The sequence below is a fragment of the Nocardioides sp. SR21 genome (assembly GCF_022761125.1).
Classification (GTDB): domain Bacteria; phylum Actinomycetota; class Actinomycetes; order Propionibacteriales; family Nocardioidaceae; genus Nocardioides.
Genome location: NZ_JAKWJR010000004.1, coordinates 51865 through 67525, shown reverse-complemented (window position 1 = coordinate 67525; position 15661 = coordinate 51865). Strand labels below are relative to the sequence as shown.

Sequence of the window (15661 nt, the reverse complement as noted above, 5' to 3'; positions counted from 1 at the left end):
CGTCACCCGATCCGGGTGACGACAGCCGTTCGCACGCCGCTCTACGTTCTCGTCATGCGGAAGGCTGGGCGGGCACCCTCGGGGTCTCCCGGTGCGCGCGTCGCCTCGCCGTTCTTCCGCTCGAAGTTCCGGGTGCCGACCGTCCCCGACCACTTCGTCCCGCGCGAGCGGCTGGTCGAGCTGCTCGACGACCTGTCCGGGTACGCCGTGACCGCGGTCGTCGCCCCGGCCGGTGCGGGCAAGACCGCCCTGGCCTCGGACTGGGTACGCCGCGGTCGCCGGCCCAGCGCCTGGCTCGCCCTCGACGAGGCCGACGGCGACCCGGCGCAGTTCTGGACCGCCTTGACGGCGGCCCTCGAACCCCTCGCCCCCGGCATCGGCACGGTGATCGGTGCCACCGGGCTCGACGAGATCGGGCGGGCGCTGGCCGACGACCTGGAGCAGGTCGACGCGACGCCGAGCGTCCTGGTGGTCGACGACGTGCACCTCCTCGACGGCGAGCCGGACAGCCAGGCCGCGCTCGCGTCGTTCGTGGAGCACAAGCCCGACTGGCTCCACGTGCTGCTGCTGAGCCGTCGTCGGCTGCCGCTGCGGGTCGAGCGGCTGCGCGCCGCGGGGGTCCTGGCCGATGTCGAGTTCGACCTGTTGCGCTTCCAGGACGACGAGGCCACGGCGATGCTGACGCGGCTCTGCCCGGACGCGCCCACCGAGATGCTGCCGGGGCTCGCCGCCCGGGCCGGTGGCTGGGCAGCGGCCCTGCAGCTGACCGCGCTCTCGATCCGGTCGCGGCGCGGCCGGCAGCTCGCGGTGGCCGAGGCGGCCCCCACGAGCGCGTCCGACCGGCTGGTCGACGAGTACGTCTGGCGCGAGGTGCTGCGGACCGAGCGCCGCGAGCTGATCAGCCTGCTGCTCGCGATCGCGGTCGTCGACCGCGTGAACTACGGCCTCGCCGAGGCGCTGACCGCCCGGCAGGACGCCGGTGACCTGCTCGAGGAGGCGCGGGCGCGCGGGCTGTTCGTGACCAGCCTCGACGCGGGCGGCTGGTTCGAGGTGCACGGCCTGGTCCGCGACATGCTGCTCGCCGAGCTCGAGCGCCGGTCCCCCGAGACGCTGCGCGAGCAGCACACCCGCGCGGCGCGGTGGTTCGAGAGCATGGGCGACGGGCCGACCGCGGTGGAGCACTGGCTCGCGGCGGGTGACGCCCGGGCCGCGCTGCGGCTGCTGTCCGAGATCGCCATCGACCTGTCCGAGAGCGGCCGGTCCGGCACCATCGCCCGGGTGCTCGACGCCGTCCCCGCGGAGGTCAGCAGCGCCGATCCCGAGTCCCTGGTGCTGTACGCGTGGTGTCGGCTGTTCGTCGAACGGGCCGGGTTCCTCGACGCGCTCGCGGCCGCCCAGTCGGCGATGGACGGGCCGCGGCTGCTGATCCTGGCGGCGGCGGAGCGCTTCCTCGCCGGCGACTGGCCCGGGTGCGAGGCGCTGGCCCGGCAGGGGTTGCAGGGGCTCGGCGACCGGGTCTGGCAGGACCCGATCGGGCGGGCCGGCTGGAGTCTCGTGGCACACGGCCTCGCGCTCGACGAGGGCTGGAACGACGCCGGGCACCAGGTCGGCGAGGCGCGGATCGCGGTGAGCAACGACCCCGGCCGGCGGATGGCGTTCGAGGGCACGCGCGCGCTCGGCCTGGCCCTCAGCGGCCACCCGCTCGACGAGCTGCGGTCGGCGGCCGGCGTACGCCACCTCGCGGACTCGGCCGCGCTCGCCACGCTGCGCACCGAGCTCGCCCTCGCTGACGCGATCGTCGCCCGTGAGGTCGGGGACCACCGGCGCGCCGAGGAGAGCCTGGCGCACCTCGCAGCCCAGCAGAACCACCCCTTCTCGTTCGTCCCGCTCCTCGCCCAGCTCGAGCTGGTCGAGATGCGGCTCGGCGACGGGCGCCGGGCCGAGGCGCAGGCGGCGTTCGCCGCGGCGACGGTCACCCACGAGGAGCAGTACGGCGGCCCCGAGCCCGGCCCGTCGCGCCTCACCGGACGGCTGGCCCGGGCCGGCATGCTGCTGAGCCTCGCCACCGACGACCTCGACGCCGCCGGGCAGTGGGCCGGCCGGGTCGACGACCCGTTCTGGGGGCCGTGGTGCCTGGCGAAGGTCGAGATCGCGCACGGCCGCAACGCCGACGCCGTCGAGGTGCTCGCCCGTGCCCTCCCCCGCTGCGTACGCCACCACGTCCTCCACGACCTGGTGCTCGCCCAGGCGGTCGCCGAGGTGAGCCGCGAGGACGCCGCCAAGTCGGTCGCGGTCGCGGTCGAGCTCGCCGCCGAGCACGGCATGCTCCAGTCGGTGGCGTCGGAGGGCGCCGCGGTCCTCGAGCTGATCGAGCTCGCCGCGTGGGCGGTGCCGGACGGCTGGATGGACCGGCTCCGGCGGCTGCTGGTCTCCTCGTGGGAGGTGCAGGCGCCCCGGACCGGCCTGGTCGAGGACCTCACCGACCGGGAGCGGGACGTGCTGCGGCTGCTGCCCAGCCGGCTGTCGCTGCGAGAGATCGCGGCCGAGCTGTTCGTCTCGCAGAACACGCTGAAGTTCCACCTGCGGGTGATCTACCGCAAGCTCGGCGTGAACTCCCGGGCCGAGGCCGTCGAGGCGGCCCGACAGCTGCGGCTGCTGCCCAGGAGCGCGATCGGCTAGTGCCCTAGCTGCCGTGCAGCCGGCGCTGCTGCTGCTCGAACTCCTCCTCGGAGAGCAGCCCCCGGTCGACGAGCGTCAGCAGCTCGCGGACCTGGTTCGTACGCCGTACGTCGATCTCGGGCATGAACTGGTCGGCCGTCACGTCCACCACGGGACGACGGCGCAGCACGCCCAGCAGCTGGGCTCGAGAGGCCGCGACCCGCTCCATGTCAGACCCCTTCCTGGTACACGTCTGCCGTCCGGTACCCAGCCGCGCGCAGAGATTGCGCGATCCGGTGCCGCGGGATCCGTTCGCCCCCGACGATCCGGCCGCCGCCCTCCCGAGCGGCGTCGGACAGCAGCTGGGCCCAGCGGTCCTCGACGACGAGGATCAGGGCCGAGGTCGACGGCTTGAGGGCACCGCACGCGAGGGCGATGTCGTCCTCGCTCAGCAGGCCGCCCACCTCGCCGTCCACGCCGTGCAGCGCCGCGAGACCGGGCACGGACTCCGGCTCGATCGAGGTGTAGTGGCCCTCGGCGTCGGTCACCACGGCGACCAGGTCGAGGATCCGGAGCCGGGACGCCTCGACCAGCTCCTTGAGCGCGCGGGCCACCGTGACGGCCCCCGAGAGACCGCCCAGGGTGATCACGACGTACTCGACCAGGTCGAGGTCCGGTGCGGGCAGGCCGACAGCGCGTCGTACTCCGGCGTCGTCGTCAGCCATGCCCGCCCCCGTCCCTCGTTGCTCCTGTCCCAGGCGTACGCCGCTCAGGCGAGCAGCTTGGCCTTCGCCGCAGCGAACTCCTCGGCGCTGATCGCGCCGCTCTGCTGCAGCCCGTGGAGCTTCTCGATCTCCTCGGCCGTGCTCGTCGACGAACCGGTCACGTTCTGGACGTACGCACGCATCTGGTCGTCCCTCGCCTGTGCATCGCGCACCGCGTGCTCACCCATCTTCTTGCCGCGGGCGATGAGGTACACGAACACACCGAGGTACGGCAGCACGATCACGAAGACCGTCCAGAGGCCCTTGCCCCAGCCGGACAGGTCGTCGCTGCGGAAGATGTCGCTGAAGACCGCGATGAGCAGCCAGATCCAGATGAAGAACAGGAAGAACCAGAGCATGGACAGGAACACGTCCCCGTTGCCGAACTCCCATGCAGTGATCACGTTGCGCCTCCAAGCGTTGTCAGTCGGCGCTCGCGCCGACATCGGGGGCTGCCGTTCCTACGGCAGCGTGGGCTCATCCTCGGGACGGTCCGGGTAGGTCCGCACCACCCCGGCCGGGGTAGAACCCGCTGGTCAGGGCCGGCGGTGCGCGATCTGCAGGCAGAGCGCCCAGATGATCAGCGCGTTGGACGCGATGACGATCAGGGCCCACAGCGGGTAGTTCGGGAGCGCGGCGAAGTTGGTGAGCATCGCGAGGCTGACGACGATGATGCCGCAGAGCCACGCCCACGACCGGCCGGCCAGGATCCCGACGGCGACGACGGCCGTCAGCACGCCGACGACCAGGTGGACCCAGCCCCACACGGTCATGTCGAACCGGTAGAGGTAGTCGCTCCCGGCGGCGTAGAGGTCGTCGTTGGCGATCGCGGACAGCCCCTGCAGGATCTCGAAGGACGCGCTGATCAGCATCAGCACGCCCGCGAACATCGTCGTGAAGTCGGTGAAGGCGCCCTTGGCGGAGTACTCGAACCCCCCGGGCCGGCCGTCGAACGGGTCAGTGCTCATCACGCCATGCTGCGCGCGCCGCGGGTGGCGCCACATCACCCCGGGCGGGGTGGGCCCCGCCGGCGCCTCAGTGCCGGTGGTAGACCTTGTTCGCGATCCGCCAGCCGTCGGCGGTGCGCACCAGCACGAACATGTCGGTGAACCGGTTCTCGCCGTGGTCCAGCGACATCGTCGCGGTGGCGACCGACCCGTCGACGCGGACCTCGTCGATGGTCCGCGAGAACTCCGGCTCCCGCGGGTCGGGCCGGCCGTCGAACAGCGCGGTGAACTCGTCCAGGCTCCACGAGGCGAACGCCCCGTCGCGGATGCCCTCGATGTGCGCGGTGGGCAGGAACGCGCGGCGGAAGTACGCCGGGTCGCGCGTCGCGTGGCCGCGCGCGTAGTCCTCGAGCGGCGCGGTCACGCCGGTCCCCGGCAGCGCCAGCACCGCGACGTCCTCGTCGGACCCGGCGGGCGCCCGCTCGAGCACCGCCGCGAGCGTGGGCGGCGTACCCGTGGCCGCGGCGCGGATCAGCCCCAGGTCCTTGGCGAGCGCACCGACCGCGAAGTCGGCGCGGCCCGGCACCTCCCCTTCTCGAGCATCGCCGAGGAGCTGTCCCCGCTTGGCCGCGACCAGCCCGCCGAACGCCGTGTGCGAGAGGACCTCGACGGCGTCGGCGTCGGGCACGCCCAGGGCGCGGGCGGCGGACCAGGCGGTGCGGATCCCGTCGAGGGCGCTCGCCAGGGCGGCGGCGCCGACCAGCTTCATCGCCGCGGCCTCGGCGACGCCGGGCGCGGTGACGACGCGTGCCGAGATGCCGCCCAGCACGGCCGCGACTCCCGGGGCGTCGAGGTCACCGCCCGCGATCACCGTGAGGGTGCCGGCGGCGACCGCGCCGACGGAGCCCAGGACGGGGGCGTGCACGTACGGGGCGTTCGCCTTCGCCGCCAGCTCGGTGGCCTCCTCCGGTCCGACGGTCGCGGTGTTCACGACGACCCCGACGTCGGCGATCTCGGCGAGCACGTCGCGGCAGGCCTCCGCGTCGAACACCGCGAGCACGACCACGTCGCGGCCGCGCACGGTGTCGGCGAGCGAGGCGCCCGCCGCGGACCGGGTCCAGCCGACCGTGTCGAAGCCCTGCTCGACGAGCCGGTCCCGGAGGGCGGCCCCCATCCGGCCGAGTCCGACGACGGCCACCGTTGCGTTGGTCATGCGGCGACCGTAGGTGGGGCGGCGATGTGCGACAAGCGCAAGTCTTGCCGGTCACCTATGCGGAACGTGCATACTTCGACCATGGCGACGATCGCGGCCTGGCAGACGTACGTCGAGGTCTGCCGGCTCGGCTCGTTCTCGGCCGCCGGTGCCGCGCTCGGCTACAGCCAGTCCGCGGTCTCGCGGCAGCTGGCCGGGCTGGAGCGCGACCTCGGGGTCGAGCTCCTCGAGCGCCGGCCCCGCGGCGTGCGGCCGACCGCAGCCGGGCGCGAGGTGCTCCGGCACGCGCAGACGATGGTCCACGCGGAGGCCCAGGCCAGGCGCGCGGCGACCGACGCGCGCGACCGGCGCCGGCTCTCGATCGGGGCGATCCCCTCGGCCTCCGGGTGGCTGCTCCCCCAGGCGTTCCGCGCGCTCCGCGCCACGCACCCCGACGTGCAGCTGACCTTGCGCTCCGCTTCGTCGGCCGAGCTGGAGGACCGGCTCGAGGCCGGACTGCTCGACCTCGCGGTGATCAGCGACTACCCGCCCGGGCTGTCGGTGCGCGCAGGCATCACCCGGACCGCGCTGCTGCGCGACCCGATGTCGGTGATCGTGGCGGCCGACCATCCGCTCGCAGCCGACGAGGGCCCGCTGGAGCTCGCCGCGCTGCGGGACGAGACGTGGGTCGAGGACAACGCCGGCTCGGCGGCCGTGCTCCAACGGGCCGCGGCCGCGGTCGGCTTCACCCCGCGGGTCGACCTCGAGGCCGGCGACCTGATGGGCAAGGTCGCCCTGGTCGCGGCGGGGCACGCGGTCGCGCTCGTGCCGGGCCTGCTGGTGGCCGCGCTGCCGCCCGGCGTCGCCGTACGCACGCTCGCCGACGGCCCGGCGCGCACCGTCTACGCGAGCCGGCTCGAGGGCACCGACCCGGACCCGGTCGTCGACGGCCTCGTCGCCGAGCTCGGACTCGCCCTCGAAGGTCGCATCGCCGTCCCGTAGGCTCAGCCCTGCCTGTGGACCAGGAACCCGGTGCGATTCCGGGGCGGTTCCGCCACTGTGATGTCTTCCGACCAGCCAGACACTGCTCACGGGTGAGTCCGACCGATTGACGGGGCGAGAACCCCGGAGGAGGAAACCCGGCCATGGCCGCGTCGTCTGCGCGCATCGCACTGCTGTCCACGTCCGACACCGACCTGCTGTCCGCCCGCGCCAGCGGCGCCGACTGGGTCTGGGCGAACCCCGCCCGCTCGATCCCGGCGCTCGACGACGTCGACCTCGTCGTCGTCCGCCTGCTCGGGTCGCCGCACGACCTCGACCCGTGGCGTACGGCGATCTTCGCCGGCGACCGCCCGGTCGTGGTGCTCGGCGGGGAGACCCAGCCGAGCGCCGAGCTCATGGAGCTGTCGACGGTGCCGATCGGCGTCGCCGCCGAGGCCCACCGCTACCTCGCCGAGGGCGGGCCGGCGAACCTCGGCCAGCTGCACGCGTTCCTCTCCGACACGGTGCTGCTCACCGGCGAGGGGTTCGAGGCACCGTCGGTCGTGCCCGTCTGGGGGTTCTCACAGCGCGAAGGTGGTCTCGAGACAGGCGCCAGCGCGCCTTCCTCGACCACCGATGTCCGCGTCGGGGTGCTCTACTACCGGGCTCACGAGATCAGCGGCAACAACGCCTTCGCCCACGCGCTCTGCGACGCGATCGACGCGACCGGCCAGGCGACAGGAGTCCCGATCTTCGCGGGCTCGCTGCGCTCCGCGCCCGACGAGCTGTACGCCGCTCTCGCCACGCTCGACGCCCTGGTCGTCACCGTACTGGCCGCAGGCGGCTCGGTGCCGGCCGGCGCCAGCGCCGGTGGCGACGACGAGGCGTGGGACGTCCAGCGGATGGCCGCGCTCGACATCCCGGTCCTGCAAGGGCTGTGCCTCACGAGCAGCCGCGCCGACTGGGAGGAGTCCGACGACGGGGTCAGCCCCCTCGACTACGCCAGCCAGGTCGCGATCCCCGAGTTCGACGGGCGGATCAGCACGGCGCCGTTCTCGTTCAAGGAGATCGACGACGAGGGCCTCCCCCAGTACGTCGCCGACCCCGAGCGCTGCTCGCGCGTGGCGCGGATCGCTGTCAACCACGCCCGTCTGCGGCACATCCCGAACGCCGAGAAGCGGCTGGCGCTGGTGCTGTCGGCGTACCCCACCAAGCACGCGCGGATCGGCAACGCGGTCGGTCTCGACACCCCGGTCTCGGCGATCCGGATGCTGCGCCGGTTGCGCGAGGCGGGCTACGACGTCGGCGACCTGCCGTTCCTCGACCTCGACGACACCGCCGCTGGCGACGCGCTGATCCACACGCTGATCGCGGCCGGCGGCCAGGACGAGGAGTGGCTGACGTCGGCGCAGCTGACCGACGCGCACGTCCGCATCACCAAGGCGGAGTACGACGCCTGGACCGCCGACCTCCCCGCCGACCTGCGGGAGGCGATGGCCGAGAAGTGGGGCGCCTCCCCGGGCTCGCTGTTCGTCAACGACCAGGGCGAGCTGGTGCTCGCCACGCTCCGCGCGGGCAACGTCGTCATCCTCATCCAGCCGCCCCGCGGCTTCGGTGAGAACCCGGTCGCGATCTACCACGACCCGGACCTGCCGCCGAGCCATCACTACCTCGGCGCCTACCGCTGGCTCGAGCACGGCTTCGAGGCGGACGCCGTCGTCCACCTCGGCAAGCACGGCTCGATGGAGTGGCTGCCTGGCAAGAACGCCGCGCTGTCGGCGTCCTGCGGCCCGGACGCCGCGATCGGCAGCATGCCGCTGATCTACCCGTTCCTGGTCAACGACCCGGGCGAGGGCGCGCAGGCGAAGCGCCGCGCGCACGCCACGATCGTCGACCACCTGGTGCCGCCGATGGCGCGCGCGGAGTCGTACGGCGACATCGCGCGGCTGGAGGGCCTGCTGGAGGAGTACGACAAGATCTCGGCGATGGACCCGGCCAAGCTGCCGGCGATCCGCGGCGAGATCTGGCAGCTCATGCACGCGGCCCAGCTGCACCGCGACCTCGGCCTGGAGGAACGACCCGAGGACGAGGAGTTCGACGACTTCCTGCTGCACGTCGACGGCTGGCTCTGCGAGATCAAGGACGCCCAGATCCGCGACGGGCTGCACGTCCTCGGTGCCGCGCCCGCCGGCGAGGCGCGGGTGAACCTGGTGCTCTCGATCCTGCGCGCCGCGCAGGTGTGGGGCGGCGTCGGCAACGCCGTGCCCGGGCTGCGCGCGGCACTCGGCCTGACCGAGGGAGCCACCTCGGCCGAGACCGACGTGGTCGAGGCCCAGGCCCGTGGCCTCGTCGAAGCGATGGAGAAGGCCGACTGGGACCCGGCGCTCGTCGCCGACCTCCACGACGACGAGGACGTCCGCCGCGTCCTGGCGTTCGCCGCGACCCAGGTCGTGCCCCGGCTGGCCCGCACCACCGACGAGCTCGACGCCGTCCTGCACGCGCTCGACGGCGGCTACGTGCCCGCGGGCCCGTCGGGCTCGCCACTGCGCGGCCTGGTCAACGTGCTGCCGACCGGGCGCAACTTCTACACCGTCGACCCCCGCGCCGTACCGTCCCGGCTCGCCTGGGAGACCGGTCAGCGGATGGCCGACTCGCTGGTCGCCAAGTACCTCGCCGAGACCGGCGACTACCCGACCTCCGTGGGCCTGTCGGTGTGGGGCACGTCCGCGATGCGCACGTCGGGCGACGACGTCGCCGAGGTGCTCGCGCTGCTCGGCGTCCGCCCGGAGTGGGACGCCGAGTCCCGCCGGGTCAGCAGGCTGACCGTGATCTCGCTGGAGGAGCTCGGCCGTCCGCGCATCGACGTCACGGTCCGCATCTCCGGCTTCTTCCGCGATGCGTTCCCGCACGTGGTCGCGATGCTCGACGACGCCGTGAAGATGGTGGCCGAGCTCGACGAGCCGGAGGACGTGAACTACGTCCGCGCGAGCTACCTCGCCGACCTCGCCGAGCACGGCGACGCCCGCCGCGCCTCGACCCGGATCTTCGGCTCCAAGCCGGGCTCGTACGGCGCGGGCATCCTCCAGGTCATCGAGTCGGGGACCTGGCGCGACGACGCGGACCTCGCCGAGGTCTACACCGCCTGGGGCGGGTTCGCCTACGGCCGCGGCCTCGACGGCGTACCGGCCGCCGACGACATGCGCAGCAACTATCGCCGGATCAAGGTGGCCGCGAAGAACGTCGACTCGGCCGAGCACGACATCGCCGACTCCGACGACTACTTCCAGTACCACGGCGGCATGATCGCGACGGTCCGCGCGCTGACCGGCTCGGACCCGAAGGCGTACGTCGGCGACTCCACGTCCCCGGACGCGATCCGCACCCGCACGCTGTCGGAGGAGACCGCCCGTGTCTTCCGCGCCCGCGTGGTCAACCCGCGCTGGATCTCGGCGATGCAGCGGCACGGGTACAAGGGCGCGTTCGAGCTGGCCGCGACCGTCGACTACCTGTTCGGCTTCGACGCGACCGCCGGGGTCGTGCACGACTGGATGTACGAGAAGCTCGCCCAGGAGTACGTCCTCGACGAGACCAACCAGCAGTTCCTGCGGACCTCCAACCCGTGGGCCCTGCGCGGCATCGTCGAGCGGCTGCACGAGGCAGCGGACCGCGGGCTGTGGGCCGAGCCGGACGCCGACACCCTGGCCGCGATGCAGCAGGTCTACCTCGAGGTCGAGGGCGACCTGGAGGACGGCGTCGAGGCGTGAGGGTCCGCGTCCTCGGCGTCGGCATGGGCGCCCACCACGTCACCGCCGAGGTGGCCGAGGCGCTGCGCACCTGCGACTACGTGATCGCCGCGGCCAAGTCCGCCGACGACGACCTGCTCGCCGCCCGGCGGACGATCGCGGACGCGTACGGCCTCGAGGTGGTCGCGGTCCCCGACCCGGAGCGCGACCGGGTCTCGACAGGATCGACCAACGAGGATGCCGCCTACCAGCGCGCGGTCGCGGACTGGCACGAGGCGCGGGTGGCGGCGTACGAGACGGTGCTGCGCGAGCGTGGGGGTACGGCGGCGTTCCTCGTGTGGGGCGACCCGTCGCTGTACGACTCGACGATCCGCATCGTCGAGCGGCTGGGGGTCGACTACGACGTGCTTCCGGGCATCAGCGCGCCGCAGCTGCTGGCCGCCCGGCACCGGATCGTGCTGCACGGCGTCGGCATGGCGGTGCACGTCACCACCGCGCGGCGGCTGCGCGACGACATCGCCGCCGGGCAGACCAACCTCTGCGTGATGCTCGGCGCGCGGCTCGACCTCGACGGGCTCGACGACTGGTCGATCTGGTGGGGCGCGAACCTCGGCACGGTCGACGAGGTGCTCGTCGCAGGTCGCGTCGGCGACGTGCTCGGTGCGATCGAGGCGGCCCGGGCGACCGCCAAGGAGACGGCCGGCTGGGTGATGGACGTGTACCTGCTCCGGGCGCCGGCATGAGGCTGCTCCTGCTCGGCGGCACCAGCGAGGCCCGTGATCTCGCGGCCCGGCTGGTCGACGACGGCGTCGACGTGACCAGCTCGCTGGCCGGCCGCGTGGCCCGGCCACGGCTGCCCGTCGGCCCGGTCCGCATCGGCGGCTTCGGCGGCGTCGACGGTCTCCGCGCGGCCCTCGCCGACTTCAACGCGGTCGTCGACGCGACGCACCCGTTCGCCCTCGGCATGACCGCCAACGCCGCCGCGGCCTGCGGGCTCGACGGCGTCCCGTTGCTCCGGCTGGAGCGTCCCGGGTGGGCGCCCGACCCGGCCTGGCGCTACGTCGACACCCACGAGGACGCCGCCGCCCTGGCAGCGTCGCTGGGCGCGCGGCCGTTCCTCACGGTCGGTCGCCAGGAGCTGGCCCGGTTCGTTCCGGCACTCGCCGACCGGCCGGCGCTGGCGCGCGTGGTCGACGTACCGGACCTAGCGCTGCCGTCCGCGTGGCGGCTGGTCACGAGCCGCGGCCCCTACACGCTCGACGGCGAGGAGGCGCTGATGCGCGAGCACGGCAGCGACGTGCTCGTCACCAAGGACTCCGGCGGCACCTTCACCTGGCCGAAGATGCAGGCCGCCGCCTACCTCGGGGTGCCGGTCGTCGTCGTCCGGCGGCCTGCCGGCCCCGAGGGCGTCGCCACGGTGAGCACCGTCGACGAGGCGGTCGCCTGGGTGACGGAGCGCGCCTGACGGTCCTGGCCGCGGCGCGTGCGCTGGGCATCGGGGTCGTGTCGCCGCTTCGCCCCGTCAGAGGCTGGCGGCCAGTGCCCGGCGCTCGGCCTCCGCGGTGTCCTGGCGATACAGGTGCGCGACCAGCCCGGTGAGGACGACGCCCAGCACGCCCCACATGGTGGCGAGCGTGATCAGCGAGGCGCGCCGGAAGTACCAGAGCACGTCGGCCGGGAAGTCACCGATCTCGTTGACGGTGCCGAACACCTGGCCGGCGACCACCATCACGACGAGGTAGCCCGCGACGCCGACCACGGTGCCGCCGTACGTGCCGATCCGGTCGCGCAGCCGGAGCGCGACGTACGTCGCCGCCACGGCCGCGATGAGGGACACGGCGACGAAGCCGAAGTAGAGCGCGGTCCGGTCACCGATGGTGTCGCCGCTGCCGACCGCCGGCGGGGTCGAGGGGTACTTCAGGAACGGGACGAGGGCGAAGGACACGAAGCCGAGCAGCGAGACCAGGGCGACCGTCTGCCCCGGCAGGAACCGGCCGATCCGACCGACCAGTCCCGCCGAGACCAGCGCGACGAGCCCGCCGAGCGCGAGGCCGACAGCGAGGCTGCCGGTGAGCAGGCCCCAGGTCCGCTGGGTGCTGCGGGAGACCTCGGCGTCCTCGCCGTGCGAGTGGGTGTGGGCCTCCTCGCCGTCGTCGTGCGAGTGCGTGTGCTCCTCGACGACGGCGGCGGGCTCGCCCGCCTCTTCGAGGGCGATGGCGGTGTCGACGTGCGGCTCACCGACCTGGTGGGCGACGAAGAAGGTGGCCAGGCCGGCGATCAGGCCGGCGATCAGGCCACGGACGAGAAAGGCGCGTGCGTTCATGGAGTTGTTCCGTTCGAGTGGGGACGACGAGTCGCGCTGTCTCCATAGGGAGACAGCGGTTGGCGAGGGATGGCGTCAGTGGCAGGGGTAGCCGAGGAGGTGACGCCCGTCGTGGACCCACTCGTGGATCGCGGTACCGGCCGGGATCGAGACGGCGCCCTGGTCGGCGCTCACGAAGAAGAGGACCAGCGTGCCCAGCAGGCCGAAGAACAGCGCCCACGGCGCCAGCTCGCGGAGCGGGATCGTGGAAACAACAACGGCGCCGGTCGACGGCGCCGAAATGGACTGAGACATGTGTCCTCCTCAGGGGGTGGATGCGCCCCCGGTCAATGGGATGTAACGGACACTTGGGTCTGACTCCACCGCCCTCTCGAGCGATGTCACAGTAGCGCGACTGTGCCGGAATCCCACCGGCTTCCTCACGTCCGTGGGAGCAGGCTAGCAGGTCTCAGGGCCCTTATTTCTCGGGAGTTGATGACTGTCCACGACCCGGCCGGCGACGAGGTGCTCGGCCACGATCTCGGCGGCCACGGTCGCATCCACGCCGCCGTACCAGACGTCGTCGGGCTGGACGCTGACGACCGGCGCCTGGTTGCACGGGAACTGGCACCCGGTGTGCACGAGGAGCACGTCGTCGTCGGTCAGCTCGTGCTCGATGATCGCCAGCACCATCGCGCGCAGGCCGTCGACCGCTCCCATCGCCGTGCACCGCGGACCCCGGCAGAGCATGACCTGGTGCCGGTGCCCGGAGACGTCCGCCCAGGCGGCCGAGGTCAGTCCCGGCTCGGCCCCGGTGATCGGGACGGCGACCCCGAGGTCGGTGGTGACGAGGACGTCGGGACGGGCGCCGGCCCGCTCCCGCCACCAGTGGGCGGCGATCCTGCGCAGCCACGAGTGGCCCGGCGCGATGGGCCCCCTGTCGATGCCGACGAGGGTGATCGTGGTGGCGCCGGCGTCGGCGAGCCGCGTCAGCTCGGCCGACAGCGACGGGTCGCCCATCTGCAGGAAGGCCAACGTGGCTTGACGATTCTCGGCTTCCGCCCGCAGCTCGTCGCGCGCGTCCACGTCGCTGACCGACATCCCGACGAGGACCAGGTGGTCGGTCATCGGCGCCTCGCGATCCACGCACTAACGAGGGCGGCACCGATCCCGACGCGGCGCGCGAGCCGGTTCGCGGCCGGGATGTCGCCGGGCTCCGTGGGCCGCCCGTCACCGAGGACCGCGCGGTGCTCGGTGCGGTCGCCGTAGTAGCGGTTCGTGCCGCCGAGCCGGATCCCGAGCGCGCCTGCGAACGCCGCCTCGACCACGCCGCCGTTGGGGCTCGGGTGCGCAGCGGCGTCACGCCGCCAGGCCCGCCAGGCGTGGGGCGCGCGGGCCGGATCGCCCACCAGCACGAGAAGGCCCGAGAGCCGGGAGCCGGGCAGGTTCACCACGTCGTCGAGTCGGGCCGCGGCCCAGCCGAAGCGCTCGTAGCGCGAGTTGCGGTGACCCACCATCGCGTCGAGGGTGTTGGCGGCGCGGTAGCCGAGCAGGCCGACCGGCCCCAGGAGACCGCCCCAGACCAGCGGCGCGACGACCGCGTCGGAGGTGTTCTCGGCGACGGACTCGACGACCGCGCGCGAGATCTCCGAGGCGTCGAGGTGCTCGGTGTCCCGACCGACGAGTCGGCGTACGCGGACCCGCGCACCCGGCAGGTCCCCCGCCGCCAGCAGCGCGTGCACGGCGTCGGCCTCCCGCTCCAGCGAGCGGCCGCCGAGGACGACCCACGTCGTCGCGGCCACCAGGGCCGTCCGGGCAACGGGGACCCGGTCGACGGCCAGGCCGAGCCCGACCGCTCCGCCGACGAGCACGGCCTCGTGCAGGACGCCTCGGCCGCGGGAGTCGCCGTACGAGATCCGTTCGAGCCGGGTGGCCAGCGCCCCGAAGCCGGCGACCGGGTGCCACCGCTGCGGGTCGCCGAGCAGCCGGTCCGCGGCGTACCCGATCAGCAGGCCGGCGGCGCGCGGGTTCACGTCCCGAGCTCGGACAGCAGCGCCACGTCGCGCAGGAGGGCGGTGGCGCTGCGGACGACCGGGACGGCCGCGACCGCACCGGTGCCCTCACCCAGCCGCATGCCGAGGTCGAGCAGCGGCTCGAGGCCCATCTTCGCCAGCGCCAGGGACTGGGCCGGCTCGGTCGAGCGGTGCCCCGCGGCGAACCACGCCGCGGCGCCGGGCTCGATCCGGTCGGCGGTGAACGCGCAGGCCACGCTCATCAACCCGTCGAGCAGCACGGGCACGCCGTCCTGCGCCGCCGCGAGCAGGTAGCCGGTGGTGGCCGCGAGGTCGGCGCTGCCGAGCGCGGCCAGGGTCTCGACGGGGTCCTCGGCCCGCTCGCCCGCGCGCACGAGTGCGTCGTCGATGACGTGGGCCTTGAAACGCAGCGCCTCGTCGTCGATGCCGGTGCCGCGCCCGACGACCTCGCTGGCGGGAAGGCCCAGCCCGGCGGCGATCAGCGCAGCAGCGGGGGTCGTGTTGCCGATGCCCATGTCGCCGCTCAGCAGCAGCTGCGCGCCGGCCAGGATCTCCTCGCGGGCCACGGCCGCGCCGGCCGCCAGCGCCGCCTCGGCCTGCGCGCGGGTGAGGGCGTCCTCGAGGTGGATGGCTCCGCTGGAGCGGCGGATCTTGTACGCCGTCAGCGCGGCGCGCGTGTCCGCGTCGAGGTCGTCGAAGTCCTCGTCGACGCCGAGGTCGAGCACCCGCACGGCGACGCCGTGCGCGTCCGCCAGCGCGTTGACACCGGCCTTGCCGGCCAGGAACGTGCGCACCATCGCGCCGGTGATCGCGGGCGGGAACGCCGAGACGCCGTGCTGCGCGACGCCGTGGTCGCCGGCGAAGATCACCAGGCGCACGGCGTCGACGGGCTCCGGAGGGACCTGCCCCTGGCAGGCGGCGACCCAGACGCCGAGCTCGCCGAGGCGGCCGAGAGCACCCGGGGGCGTGGCGAGTGCGGCCAGCCGCTTGGCGGCGTGGCCGCGGGCGACATCGGAGGGTGCGGAGACGTACGGCATGGCG

At 73.7% G+C, this 15661-nt stretch carries 15 protein-coding genes and 2 riboswitches; of the genes, 5 read left to right on the top strand and 10 right to left on the bottom strand.

The genetic code is table 11. From position 1 onward, the window contains the following. Positions 1-54: 54 nt before the first annotated feature. Positions 55-2679, top strand: a complete 2625-nt coding sequence (locus tag MJ604_RS08675; protein ID WP_243057937.1) for a LuxR C-terminal-related transcriptional regulator — start codon at positions 55-57, stop codon at positions 2677-2679. Between the two features lie 4 nt (positions 2680-2683). Here the strand turns inward: MJ604_RS08675 and MJ604_RS08670 are convergent, their stop codons facing one another. The 5 genes from MJ604_RS08670 to MJ604_RS08650 all read right to left on the bottom strand — a co-directional run bounded on the left by MJ604_RS08670 (position 2684) and on the right by MJ604_RS08650 (position 5582). After that, positions 2684-2887 (bottom strand): hypothetical protein, encoded by a 204-nt coding sequence (locus tag MJ604_RS08670; protein ID WP_243057936.1) that lies wholly within the window; start codon positions 2885-2887, stop codon positions 2684-2686. 1 nt (position 2888) lies between these two features. Further along, positions 2889-3383: a DUF6325 family protein gene (locus MJ604_RS08665; protein ID WP_243057935.1), complete on the bottom strand. Its 495-nt coding sequence runs from the start codon at positions 3381-3383 to the stop codon at positions 2889-2891. 44 nt (positions 3384-3427) lie between these two features. After that, on the bottom strand, positions 3428-3826 hold the full coding sequence (locus tag MJ604_RS08660; protein WP_243057934.1) for an SHOCT domain-containing protein: 399 nt from the start codon (positions 3824-3826) through the stop codon (positions 3428-3430). Positions 3827-3958: 132 nt separating this feature from the next. Further along, on the bottom strand, positions 3959-4390 hold the full coding sequence (locus MJ604_RS08655) for a hypothetical protein (protein WP_243057933.1): 432 nt from the start codon (positions 4388-4390) through the stop codon (positions 3959-3961). Positions 4391-4457: 67 nt separating this feature from the next. Further along, complete coding sequence (locus MJ604_RS08650) at positions 4458-5582, bottom strand: nuclear transport factor 2 family protein (protein ID WP_243057932.1); 1125 nt, start codon at positions 5580-5582, stop codon at positions 4458-4460. 81 nt (positions 5583-5663) lie between these two features. Between MJ604_RS08650 and MJ604_RS08645 the strand changes: the two genes are divergently transcribed. From MJ604_RS08645 to MJ604_RS08630, 4 genes are all read left to right on the top strand, one after another. After that, the gene (locus tag MJ604_RS08645) at positions 5664-6563 is read left to right on the top strand and encodes a LysR family transcriptional regulator (protein WP_243057931.1); all 900 of its coding nucleotides are present in this window, start codon (positions 5664-5666) and stop codon (positions 6561-6563) included. Beyond that, positions 6545-6668: riboswitch (cobalamin riboswitch) on the top strand. It overlaps the preceding gene by 19 nt. Before the next feature lie 38 nt (positions 6669-6706). Further along, positions 6707-10306: a cobaltochelatase subunit CobN gene (gene cobN / locus MJ604_RS08640; protein WP_243057930.1), complete on the top strand. Its 3600-nt coding sequence runs from the start codon at positions 6707-6709 to the stop codon at positions 10304-10306. Beyond that, positions 10303-11028 (top strand): precorrin-6A synthase (deacetylating), encoded by a 726-nt coding sequence (gene cobF / locus MJ604_RS08635; protein ID WP_243057929.1) that lies wholly within the window; start codon positions 10303-10305, stop codon positions 11026-11028. The genes cobN and cobF overlap by 4 nt, the downstream gene beginning before the upstream one ends. Further along, entirely contained in the window at positions 11025-11750 is a 726-nt protein-coding gene (locus MJ604_RS08630) for a cobalt-precorrin-6A reductase (RefSeq protein WP_243057928.1), read from the top strand. The genes cobF and MJ604_RS08630 overlap by 4 nt, the downstream gene beginning before the upstream one ends. Positions 11751-11807: 57 nt before the next feature. Here the strand turns inward: MJ604_RS08630 and MJ604_RS08625 are convergent, their stop codons facing one another. From MJ604_RS08625 to cobT, 5 genes are all read right to left on the bottom strand, one after another. Further along, positions 11808-12608, bottom strand: coding sequence for a CbtA family protein (locus MJ604_RS08625; protein ID WP_243057927.1), 801 nt, complete (start codon positions 12606-12608; stop codon positions 11808-11810). 75 nt (positions 12609-12683) lie between these two features. Next, positions 12684-12902 carry a CbtB-domain containing protein gene (locus MJ604_RS08620; RefSeq protein WP_243057926.1) on the bottom strand — a complete coding sequence of 73 codons (219 nt, stop codon included), beginning with the start codon at positions 12900-12902 and terminating at the stop codon, positions 12684-12686. A gap of 57 nt (positions 12903-12959) precedes the next feature. Then, a riboswitch (cobalamin riboswitch) is annotated at positions 12960-13027 on the bottom strand. A 19-nt stretch (positions 13028-13046) separates the two neighbouring features. Next, a complete protein-coding gene (locus MJ604_RS08615) occupies positions 13047-13715 on the bottom strand; it encodes a ferredoxin (RefSeq protein WP_243057925.1) in 669 nt (222 codons plus the stop codon). Beyond that, on the bottom strand, positions 13712-14620 hold the full coding sequence (locus MJ604_RS08610) for a cobalamin biosynthesis protein (protein WP_243057924.1): 909 nt from the start codon (positions 14618-14620) through the stop codon (positions 13712-13714). Before MJ604_RS08610 ends, MJ604_RS08615 begins: the two co-directional genes overlap by 4 nt. Continuing rightward, positions 14617-15657: a nicotinate-nucleotide--dimethylbenzimidazole phosphoribosyltransferase gene (cobT, locus tag MJ604_RS08605; RefSeq protein ID WP_243057923.1), complete on the bottom strand. Its 1041-nt coding sequence runs from the start codon at positions 15655-15657 to the stop codon at positions 14617-14619. Before cobT ends, MJ604_RS08610 begins: the two co-directional genes overlap by 4 nt. Positions 15658-15661: the final 4 nt, after the last annotated feature.

What these genes read in the sequence shown, in the direction of transcription:
- MJ604_RS08675 (WP_243057937.1), top strand. Translation starts at nt 55, where the DNA reads ATGCGGAAGGCTGGGCGGGCACCCTCGGGGTCTCCCGGTGCGCGCGTC.
- MJ604_RS08670 (WP_243057936.1), bottom strand. Translation starts at nt 2,887, where the DNA reads ATGGAGCGGGTCGCGGCCTCTCGAGCCCAGCTGCTGGGCGTGCTGCGC.
- MJ604_RS08665 (WP_243057935.1), bottom strand. Translation starts at nt 3,383, where the DNA reads ATGGCTGACGACGACGCCGGAGTACGACGCGCTGTCGGCCTGCCCGCA.
- MJ604_RS08655 (WP_243057933.1), bottom strand. Translation starts at nt 4,390, where the DNA reads ATGAGCACTGACCCGTTCGACGGCCGGCCCGGGGGGTTCGAGTACTCC.
- MJ604_RS08650 (WP_243057932.1), bottom strand. Translation starts at nt 5,582, where the DNA reads ATGACCAACGCAACGGTGGCCGTCGTCGGACTCGGCCGGATGGGGGCC.
- MJ604_RS08645 (WP_243057931.1), top strand. Translation starts at nt 5,664, where the DNA reads ATGGCGACGATCGCGGCCTGGCAGACGTACGTCGAGGTCTGCCGGCTC.
- cobN (WP_243057930.1), top strand. Translation starts at nt 6,707, where the DNA reads ATGGCCGCGTCGTCTGCGCGCATCGCACTGCTGTCCACGTCCGACACC.
- MJ604_RS08630 (WP_243057928.1), top strand. Translation starts at nt 11,025, where the DNA reads ATGAGGCTGCTCCTGCTCGGCGGCACCAGCGAGGCCCGTGATCTCGCG.
- MJ604_RS08625 (WP_243057927.1), bottom strand. Translation starts at nt 12,608, where the DNA reads ATGAACGCACGCGCCTTTCTCGTCCGTGGCCTGATCGCCGGCCTGATC.
- MJ604_RS08620 (WP_243057926.1), bottom strand. Translation starts at nt 12,902, where the DNA reads ATGTCTCAGTCCATTTCGGCGCCGTCGACCGGCGCCGTTGTTGTTTCC.
- MJ604_RS08615 (WP_243057925.1), bottom strand. Translation starts at nt 13,715, where the DNA reads ATGACCGACCACCTGGTCCTCGTCGGGATGTCGGTCAGCGACGTGGAC.
- cobT (WP_243057923.1), bottom strand. Translation starts at nt 15,657, where the DNA reads ATGCCGTACGTCTCCGCACCCTCCGATGTCGCCCGCGGCCACGCCGCC.